Source organism: Aeromonas sp. (assembly GCF_050633025.1).
Taxonomy (GTDB): Bacteria; Pseudomonadota; Gammaproteobacteria; order Enterobacterales; family Aeromonadaceae; genus Aeromonas.
Map to the genome: position 1 here is coordinate 1 of NZ_JBODRQ010000130.1, position 9,306 is coordinate 9,306.

General features: G+C 59.4%; 5 protein-coding genes and 1 pseudogene. 4 read left to right on the plus strand and 2 right to left on the minus strand.

What is annotated here, in order from left to right; genetic code table 11:
* Window positions 1-248 precede the first annotated feature (248 nt).
* Window positions 249-383: pseudogene (locus ACRAUW_RS14760) on the minus strand (ISAs1 family transposase); the annotation flags it as partial.
* A gap of 197 nt (window positions 384-580) precedes the next feature.
* On the opposite strand from ACRAUW_RS14760, the gene guaB reads away from it, so the two are divergent.
* From guaB to ACRAUW_RS14780, 4 genes are all read left to right on the plus strand, one after another.
* On the plus strand, window positions 581-2,044 hold the full coding sequence (gene guaB / locus ACRAUW_RS14765) for an IMP dehydrogenase (RefSeq protein WP_005360033.1): 1,464 nt from the start codon (window positions 581-583) through the stop codon (window positions 2,042-2,044).
* Window positions 2,045-2,128: 84 nt separating this feature from the next.
* Window positions 2,129-3,718, plus strand: coding sequence for a glutamine-hydrolyzing GMP synthase (gene guaA / locus ACRAUW_RS14770; protein ID WP_431362884.1), 1,590 nt, complete (start codon window positions 2,129-2,131; stop codon window positions 3,716-3,718).
* 611 nt (window positions 3,719-4,329) lie between these two features.
* Complete coding sequence (locus tag ACRAUW_RS14775; protein WP_431362885.1) at window positions 4,330-5,967, plus strand: ATP-dependent endonuclease; 1,638 nt, start codon at window positions 4,330-4,332, stop codon at window positions 5,965-5,967.
* A 199-nt stretch (window positions 5,968-6,166) separates the two neighbouring features.
* Window positions 6,167-6,886 carry a hypothetical protein gene (locus tag ACRAUW_RS14780; protein ID WP_431362886.1) on the plus strand — a complete coding sequence of 240 codons (720 nt, stop codon included), beginning with the start codon at window positions 6,167-6,169 and terminating at the stop codon, window positions 6,884-6,886.
* Between the two features lie 109 nt (window positions 6,887-6,995).
* Here ACRAUW_RS14780 and glgX read toward each other — a convergent pair whose 3' ends face one another.
* Window positions 6,996-9,059, minus strand: a complete 2,064-nt coding sequence (glgX, locus tag ACRAUW_RS14785; protein ID WP_431362887.1) for a glycogen debranching protein GlgX — start codon at window positions 9,057-9,059, stop codon at window positions 6,996-6,998.
* Window positions 9,060-9,306: the final 247 nt, after the last annotated feature.

Below are 9,306 nucleotides of genomic sequence, written 5' to 3' on the forward strand. Positions count from 1 at the left end.
GTTGGCTCTTTGCCCGCGTGTGCTGTTTTGCTCATGTTGCTCGAGATGAGGTATCCGATGACGGTAGCGCCTGGCGCTAGGGTGGGCGGTGCCAGGCACCACAATTGCCTGCATGGTAAACCATAGCGCAGGCAGAACGAAGGGCGAGCCGTGCAGGTGGTGGTTTATTGGGCGGTAAGTACGCAGTGGTGGTGGTCTGGTAATTGAGTGGTTCGATCCGATATCAGGGCGAGAACGTGAACAACTTGTTAGATTTGTACCAGCTTCGACAACCCTGCCGTTAACACCTTTTCGAGATAGTCGCTGCTCATGCCTGCAAATTGCTGTTTCTTCCGCAAGCTGGCCTTGCGCGTGGTCTCGGCACGCAGCATGTTCAGCGCCATAACACCGTCTGGCCAACTCTTTTTGTCCAAACATGCCGGGTTTCGTACTGATAATCTTTGTTTTTTGGCGTGTTGGCCTTCTAAATAAGGGCTACGCCATAAAAAATTCAAAAAACTTCTTTACCAGTGACCAATGCGTGAGTAAACTTCGTCGGCAATATTTTACACCCCCACTTCCTCAACGGTGAGATATTGCCATGCTCAGGATTGCCAAAGAAGCGTTAACCTTCGACGATGTACTGTTGGTTCCCGCCCACTCCGAAGTTCTTCCCAATACTGCCGATCTGCGTACCAAGCTGACCTCCGCCATCAGCTTGAACATCCCGATGATCTCCGCTGCCATGGACACAGTGACCGAAGCCCGTCTGGCTATCGCACTGGCCCAGGAAGGCGGTATCGGCTTTATCCACAAGAACATGTCCATCGAGCAGCAGGCTGCCGAAGTGCGCAAGGTCAAGAAATACGAGAGCGGCGTGGTGACTGACCCCGTCACCGTGCGCCCTGACATGACCATCGCCCAAATCAAGGAGCTGAGCCACAAGAACGGCTTCGCCGGTTACCCCGTGGTGACTGACGGCAATCAGCTGGTTGGTATCATCACCGGCCGTGACGTGCGCTTCGTGATTGACCTCTCCCAGACCGTTGAACAGATCATGACCCAGAAAGATCGTCTGGTCACCGTGCGTGAAGGTGCCCCTCGCGAAGAGGTGGTTGCCCTGATGCAAAAGCACCGTATAGAAAAAGTGCTGGTGGTGAACGCCGACTTCAAACTCAAGGGCATGATCACCGTTAAAGATTTCCAGAAAGCCGAGCGCAAGCCGCACGCCTGTAAAGATGACAAGGGTCGTCTGCGGGTCGGTGCAGCGGTTGGTGCCGGTGCCGGTAACGAAGAGCGCGTCGCCGCGCTGGTGGAAGCCGGTGTTGACGTGCTGCTGATCGACTCCTCCCACGGCCACTCCCAGGGCGTGCTGGATCGCATCAAGGCCACTCGCGACGCCTATCCGGATCTTCAGATCATCGGTGGCAACGTGGCGACCGCCGCGGGCGCCAAGGCGCTGGCTGCTGCCGGTGTCAACGCCGTCAAGGTCGGTATCGGCCCGGGCTCCATCTGTACTACCCGTATCGTCACCGGTGTGGGTGTGCCCCAGATCACTGCCATCTCCGACGCCGTTGACGCGCTGGAAGGCACCGGTATTCCGGTGATTGCCGACGGCGGTATCCGTTTCTCCGGCGACATCGCCAAGGCCATTGCTGCGGGCGCCAGCTGCGTCATGGTGGGCTCCATGTTCGCCGGTACTGAAGAAGCGCCGGGTGAGATTGAGCTCTATCAGGGTCGCTCCTTCAAATCCTACCGTGGTATGGGTTCCCTGGGCGCCATGTCCAAAGGCTCCAGCGACCGCTACTTCCAGACCGACAACGCCGCCGACAAGCTGGTGCCGGAAGGCATCGAAGGTCGCGTGCCGTACAAGGGCCGCCTCAAAGAGATCATCCACCAGCAGATGGGCGGCCTGCGCTCCTCCATGGGCCTGACCGGCAGCGCCACCATCGACGACATGCGCACCAAGGCTGAGTTCGTGCGCATCTCCGGCGCCGGGATGAAAGAGTCCCACGTCCACGATGTGACCATTACCAAAGAAGCCCCCAACTATCGGATGGGCTGATAAAACGGGGCCCTGCGCCCCGTTTTTCCACCCTTTTTTTATCCCGTGCCCTTTGTGACAACATCAGCCTGATGCAGGAATAAAATGACTAAAGACATTCACCAGCACCGTATCCTTATCCTCGACTTCGGTTCCCAGTACACCCAGCTGATCGCCCGCCGTGTGCGCGAAATCGGCGTTTACTGCGAACTGTGGGCCTGGGACGTGACCGAAGAGCAGATCCGCGAATTCAATCCGAGCGGCATCATCCTCTCCGGCGGCCCCGAGTCCGTCACCGAAGCAGGCAGCCCGCGCGCCCCCGAGTATGTGTTCAACGCCGGTGTCCCTGTGTTCGGTATCTGCTACGGCATGCAGACCATGGCCGAGCAGCTGGGTGGCAAGGTGCAATCCTCCACCGAGCGTGAATTCGGTTACGCCAAGGTGGAAGTGCTGGGCGAGGCTGGCAAGAGCAGCGCCCTCTTGCGCAATATCGAAGATGCCATCGCCGACAACGGCAATGCCCTGCTGGATGTCTGGATGAGCCACGGTGACAAGGTCACCACCATTCCGGCCGACTTCACCACCATCGCCCAGACCCCGACCTGCCCCCACGCGGCCATGGCCAACGAAGCCAAGCGCTTCTACGGCGTGCAGTTCCACCCGGAAGTGACCCACACCCGTCAGGGTGCCCGCATGCTGGAGCACTTCGTCAAAGACATCTGCGGCTGCGAATGCCTGTGGACCCCGGCCACCATCATCGACGACGCCGTTGCCCGTATCCGCGAGCAGGTGGGTGACGATGAAGTGATCCTCGGCCTCTCCGGCGGTGTCGACTCCTCTGTGGTCGCCATGCTGGTGCACCGCGCCATCGGCGATCGCCTGACCTGCGTCTTCGTGGACAACGGTCTGCTGCGTCTGAACGAAGGCGAGCAGGTGATGGAGATGTTTGGTGACCACTTTGGTCTCAACATCATCAAGGTTGCAGCGGAAGAGCGCTTCCTCTCTGCCCTGGCCGGTGTTGACGAGCCGGAAGCCAAGCGCAAGATCATCGGCCGCGTCTTCGTCGAAGTGTTCGACGATGAAGCCAAGAAGCTGAAAAACGCCAAGTGGCTAGCACAAGGCACCATCTATCCGGACGTTATCGAATCCGCTGCCAGCAAGACCGGCAAAGCCCACGTCATCAAGTCTCACCACAACGTCGGCGGCCTGCCGGAAGAGATGAAGATGGGTCTGGTCGAGCCGCTGCGCGAGCTGTTCAAAGACGAAGTGCGCCGCGTTGGTCTGGAGCTGGGTCTGCCCTACGACATGCTCTACCGTCACCCGTTCCCGGGCCCGGGTCTGGGCGTGCGCGTCCTTGGCGAAGTGAAGAAAGAGTACTGCGATATTCTGCGCCGCGCCGATGCGGTCTTTATCGAAGAGCTGCGCAAAGCCGACCTCTACAACCAGGTCAGCCAGGCGTTCGCCGTCTTCCTGCCGGTGCGCTCCGTTGGCGTGATGGGCGACGGTCGCAAATATGACTGGGTCATTGCCCTGCGCGCCGTCGAAACCATCGACTTTATGACCGCCCACTGGGCTCACCTGCCGTACGACTTCCTCGGTCACGTATCGAATCGCATCATCAACGAGATCAACGGTATCTCCCGCGTGGTGTACGACGTTTCCGGCAAGCCGCCTGCAACCATCGAATGGGAATAAGCGGCTCGAGCCCTTCTACCCTTCGAGCATAAAAATGCAAAAAGACGCCCTTGAGGCGTCTTTTCTTTTTTCAATCGTTTGCGTCGCAATTTTCTGCCCGCTAGCTGGTCTGGCCGGACTTGTCCCTGTCACAGCTAACGGGAGGTAGTTTCTGGTATCGGCTCCAGGCTCAGCGCCTCCAACCCTTCAGTAGCATATCGTTTCTGTTGTTTATGGGTACTGATTCTCGTGACTGACAGACATCGCGCGACCTTGGGAGCTGGCAGCCTCGGTAGCAAGAGTCATGTGCAGAGTCGGTGGATATGCCAGCCATGCGGTGAGCCGGCTTGTCATCATGCTGTCACATATAACCCTGAGACTTTGGGCAAAAGAGGTGTACTCTCTACCACTTATCCATTGAAAGGAATGCCCATTGAATTATCGCAAACGTCAAATCCGTACCCGTCATCTCTGGTTCAGCCACTGGAATGCCCCGCAAGATCGCACCGCTGTCGTTATCCCTCCCGAACCTGCAGTGCCTCACAGTTCACGTTGAAAAGCCCGGCTGCCGATAGGATTTTCCCGGTAACTTTGCCACTATTGCCCCATCACAATGATGTGGACATGGCTGGATGTTTCTGGAACGTATTGAAGTCAAAGGTTTTCGCGGTATAAATCGCCTGTCGCTCGGGCTGGATCAGACCACCGTTCTGATCGGCGAGAATACTTGGGGCAAGTCGAGCCTGCTGCGTGCCCTCTGGTGTCTGCTGGGGCAGAATGCCGAGCCCTATCAGTTCACCGCCGAGGATTTTCACCAACCGGAAGATCCCGAATTGGCCCCGGCGCGCCACCTGCAGCTGGTGCTCACCTTCAGTGAGCACAGGCCACAAATGTGCCAGCATTCTCGCCGTCTGGCTCGTCTTGGCGCCTCCTGGGTGCTGCACAAGGACAAATTCCACCGCATTCACTATCGCGCCAGCGCCGAGCTGCAGGCGGATGGCTCTGTGCTCACTATTCACGACTTTCTCGACGGGGTAGGCAAGAGCTTGCCCATCGCCAACACCCACGAGCTGGTCTGCCTGCTCATTACCATGAACCCGGTGTTCCGGCTGCGGGACGCTCGTACCGCTCGCAACGGGGTGGAGACATTGCAGTGGGGAGATCTCTCCGAGCATCGCCTGAGCGAGCTGGCGGACAAGCTGATCGACGAACCCCAGCGGATCGGCGAGCCGGAGCTCAAAGAGGCGCTGCAGGCGGTGCGTCAGCTGATGGATCACTACTTCAACGCATTGGCCCCCATCAAGAACAAGCCGCGCAGTCAGCGCGACATCATCAATCGCCCCATGACGTTGCGCAATCCGGGCAACCTGCATACCCTGCTGCGCCGCGCCGATAACCGCGCCCTGCAGCTGGCGATGGCGGGGATGGCGGCTACCTTGTTGCAGGCGCGTGGCAACCGCGAGCTGGAGGAGGGGGCCCGCCCCATCATGATCCTCGAGGATCCTGAGAGCCGGCTGCACCCGACCATGCTGGCGCTGGCGTGGGGGCTGCTGGAACAACTGCCGGGCCAGAAGCTGCTCACCACCAACTCGGGGGATCTGCTCTCTTCCCTGCCGCTCAATCAGGTGCGGCGGCTGGTGCGCCGTCAGCAGGATATCCTCTGTCACCAGCTTGGTGGCGAGCGCTACAGCAGCGACGATCTGCGCAAGATCGCCTTCCATGTGCGGATCAACCGCCCCATGTCGCTGTTTGCCCGTTGCTGGCTGCTGGTGGAGGGGGAGACCGAGATCTGGCTGCTCTCCGAGCTGGCCCAGATCTGCGGTTACAGTCTGCGGGCCGAAGGGGTGCGGATCATCGAGTTTGCCCAGTGCGGCCAGTCGCCGCTCATCAAGGTGGCGCGGGACTTTGGCATCGAGTGGCACCTGCTGACCGATGGCGATGAGGCGGGGCTCAAGTATGCCGCCTCGGCTCGGGGCCAGCTCAAGGGCGAGCGGGAGCGGGACCGACTGACCCAGCTCCCTGCCGCAGACATTGAGCACTACCTCTATCACAACGGCTTTGAAGCGGTGTTTCGCCGCGAGGCCGGGGTCGGTGGGCGCGCCATGTGGAGCGCCAGTCACATCATCAACAAGGCTATTCATCATCGCAGCAAGCCGGGAATGGCGCTGGCGGTGGTGGAAGAGGCGGAGCGGCTCGGCGCCGAGCATATTCCGCCGGTGATCCGCCAGATGTTTGCTCGGGTGGTGGCGCTGGCCCGCGGTCAGGGCTAAAGCCAGCGCAGCATCCCGTCATTATGGACATGGCTGCCAGCAGGGCGCCCTTTCAAGGTGTGCCCTGCTGGCGCCAAATTGCCCCGGATTGTTTGCCCACGATCGTTTGTCGCGATTGGGGATAGCCGCCGGTTTGGGTATACTCGCCCCCTCTCTGGCGCCTCAGTGGCGCCCCCGAATTCTTGCTGCTGGAGGCGTCATGTTCGTCCAACTCCCACTTTGGCTCTTTCCCCTCACCGGATTGATGGCGCTTGGTGCCCTCATTGCCCTCGGTATCGTGCTATGGCGCGGTGATATCTGTCCGGGCCAGCGCTCACGCATCACTCAACAGCTCTTCTCCATCTGGGTTATTACCGCGCTTTCCCTGATGCTGGCGGTAGAGGCCAAGGCGGCCAGCTGGCTCATCTGGAGTGGTGGGGGCGCACTGGTGCTCGGGGTTGGCTTGTCGCTGGCCCAGTCACGGCTGGAGGGCAAGCGTTCAGTCCCCTCGACACTGCTCTGGCTACCGGCGTTGCCGCTCGCTGTCTATGGCATCGGGCTGCTGCAACTGCAGGGCTGGGTGAGCGGTCTGCTGCAGATGGCGATGCTGGGGGCGGCCTTTGCCCACCTGATGCTGCTGCGGGCCCGTCATCGTCTCAAGGCATTCAACACCCTGTTGCCGCTGGCCGGTCTGGTGGGGGCGATGGCCAGCCTTGTCTGGCTGGCCGTGCTGGTGGGCTGGCAAGGGGGTGAGGCCAATCTCGATGCCCTGATCCCGGCGGTGGTGACCCAGGCAGCGCTGCTGGTGGCTTCCCTGCTGCTCTGGTTCAGCCCGCTCTACTTGCAGCGTGATACCGCGCCTGTGGTGGTCTCCACCTCCCTGTGTGGCCTGCTGATCGCCCAGATTGCCGCTACCAGTGTGTTGCACCAGCTGATCTGACACTGGCGCTGAAATAGAGAAAGCCCCGAGCCAACACTCGGGGCTTTTGCTTATCTGGTTTGCTGGAATCGCAGCAATCCATTAGCAGCAATCAAGCAGCAGCTCTCGATCAATAGAAATCGTCGGCCCCGCAGATAAAGAGGCAACTGCTGCGCGGCTGGGCCAGATATTCGCGGGTCAATCCTTCCAGCGGCATGCCGAAGGTGCAGATATCTTGCGGCGAGGGGAGGGCGGTATCGAGGATCCGCCGCCAGTAGCCGCCGACCCCCTTGGGCGGGCTCGGCAAGTTAAAGGTGAGGGGCTCCCAGTAGGCGTTGAACAGCACATAGAGCGCCAGCCTGGTTTCGCTCGACAGCGCCGACATGGCGATGGCATGGGAGTGGGGGCTGAAGTCTGGCTGCATGGCGTTGACACCGTGCCAGCAGATCTCGCTGTGGCGCAGGATCTCGGTGAGCGACAGGGGCATGCTCTCTTGCTCGGATCGATGGAACAGATGTTTGCGATACTGGATCAGCTCCTTCATAAACCGGAACATGTCCTGACTGCGACTGGTGGGCCGCCAATCCATCCAGCAGGTGGCATTGTCCTGACAATAACCATTATTGTTGCCATGCTGGGTACGCAGTAGCTCATCCCCCATGAGCAGCATGGGGGAGCCAACCGAGAGCAGAGTTGCCACCATCATGTTCTTGGCCTGTCGCATACGCAGGGCATTGATCTCGGGGTCGTCTGTCTCCCCCTCATGGCCGTGATTCCAACTGAAGTTGTGATCGCAGCCATCGCGGTTCTGCTCGCCGTTGGCCTCGTTATGTTTGTTGTTGTAGCTGGCCCAGTCCCACAGTGTAAAGCCATCGTGACAGGTGACGAAATTGATACTCTTCTCGGGATCCGCATGGTGGTAGTGATAGATATCGGGGCTACCGCACAACCTCTCGACAAACGCCGTAACGCTGTTGTCATCTCCGCGCAGGAAGCGGCGCACGTCGTCGCGAAACTGGCCGTTCCACTCACGCCAGCGGGCACCGGCGAGTGAGCCAACCTGATACAGTCCCCCCGCATCCCACGCTTCGGCAATCAGCTTGATGTCGGCGATCTTGGGATCGGTGTCTATGGTGCGCAGGGTGGGAGCATTGGCCTGGGGCTGGCCGGATTCATCTCGTGACAGGATGGCGGCCAGATCAAACCGAAAGCCATCGACATGCATCTCCTGACGCCAGAAGTGCAAGCTGTCCATGATCATGCGCAGCACCACCGGGTGGGCACCGTTGAAGGTATTGCCACAACCCGAGTAGTTGGTGTCTTTCTGGTTGTTGTCGAGGATGTAGTACGCCTCGTTGTCGATACCCCGAAATGAAAAGGTCGGCCCGTCTTCCCCACCCTCGGCGGTATGGTTGTAGACCACATCGAGGATCACCTCGATATTGGCCCGGTGCAGAGCTTTGACCATGTCACGAAACTCGGTTAATGGATCATCGCCACAGGCATACTCGGCATGGGGGGCGAAGAAGGAGATGGGACTGTACCCCCAGTAGTTGGAGAGCCCCTTAGCGGCATCCTGGGGATCGAACTGGAACACGGGCAATAATTCGACAGCGGTGACACCAAGAGATTGCAGGTAAGGGATCTTCTCAATCAACCCCAGATAGGTGCCTCGCAGCGCCGGATCGACCCCTGAGTCAGGTGAGTTGGTAAATCCGCCCAAATGGAGCTCGTAGATCACCGAGCGAGAGAGGGAGTGTGCCGGGAGTTTGTCATCTTCCCAGTCATAGTGACGGATATCGACCACCCGGTTTTTGGCACAATTTGCAAGATTGCTGCCGGGTCGAGCCGCCGCCTGACGATCAAAGTTGGGTCCAAGCTCAATCTGGCGGCCGTAGGGGTCGAGCAGCACTTTTTCACCATCAAAGCGAGTGCCGCAATAGGGGCGCCAAGGACCATGAACGCGGTAGGCGTAGCGCTGCCCGACGGGCAGACCCTCAATATGGATATGCCAGTAGTAGGCGGTGCGGTTGAGACGAGGGGAGAGCGGGATCACTTCCGGGGTCGCATCTTCTGCGCTTGCAAAGAGCAGCAGTTCAACCCGGCTGGCGAGACGAGCCCAGATCGCGAAGTTGACGCCGTTACTGTCGGGTGTGGCCCCCAACTGACGGCAGTGACCGGCGGATATGCGCATATTTTACCTACCCAGATAAAGAGTGTTCACGTCATTGAGTGTAGTGGCGGATGCTCAGTACGGACTGATTGCCTGAAAAAACAGCACGATGCTGCTAATGACCGCACTATTTGTCCGATTAATCTACGAATAAACTTTTTTTGAGATATTTACTTGCAATCTGTGCGCTGGCGCCTATTATTGGCGACCTCAGACGCGGGGTGGAGCAGCTCGGTAGCTCGTCGGGCTCATAACCCGAAGGTCGTCG

Bases quoted from the DNA above. Each gene is read 5' to 3' on its own strand.
- guaB (WP_005360033.1), top strand. From the start codon at position 581: ATGCTCAGGATTGCCAAAGAAGCGTTAACCTTCGACGATGTACTGTTG.
- guaA (WP_431362884.1), top strand. From the start codon at position 2,129: ATGACTAAAGACATTCACCAGCACCGTATCCTTATCCTCGACTTCGGT.
- ACRAUW_RS14775 (WP_431362885.1), top strand. From the start codon at position 4,330: ATGTTTCTGGAACGTATTGAAGTCAAAGGTTTTCGCGGTATAAATCGC.
- ACRAUW_RS14780 (WP_431362886.1), top strand. From the start codon at position 6,167: ATGTTCGTCCAACTCCCACTTTGGCTCTTTCCCCTCACCGGATTGATG.
- glgX (WP_431362887.1), bottom strand. From the start codon at position 9,059: ATGCGCATATCCGCCGGTCACTGCCGTCAGTTGGGGGCCACACCCGAC.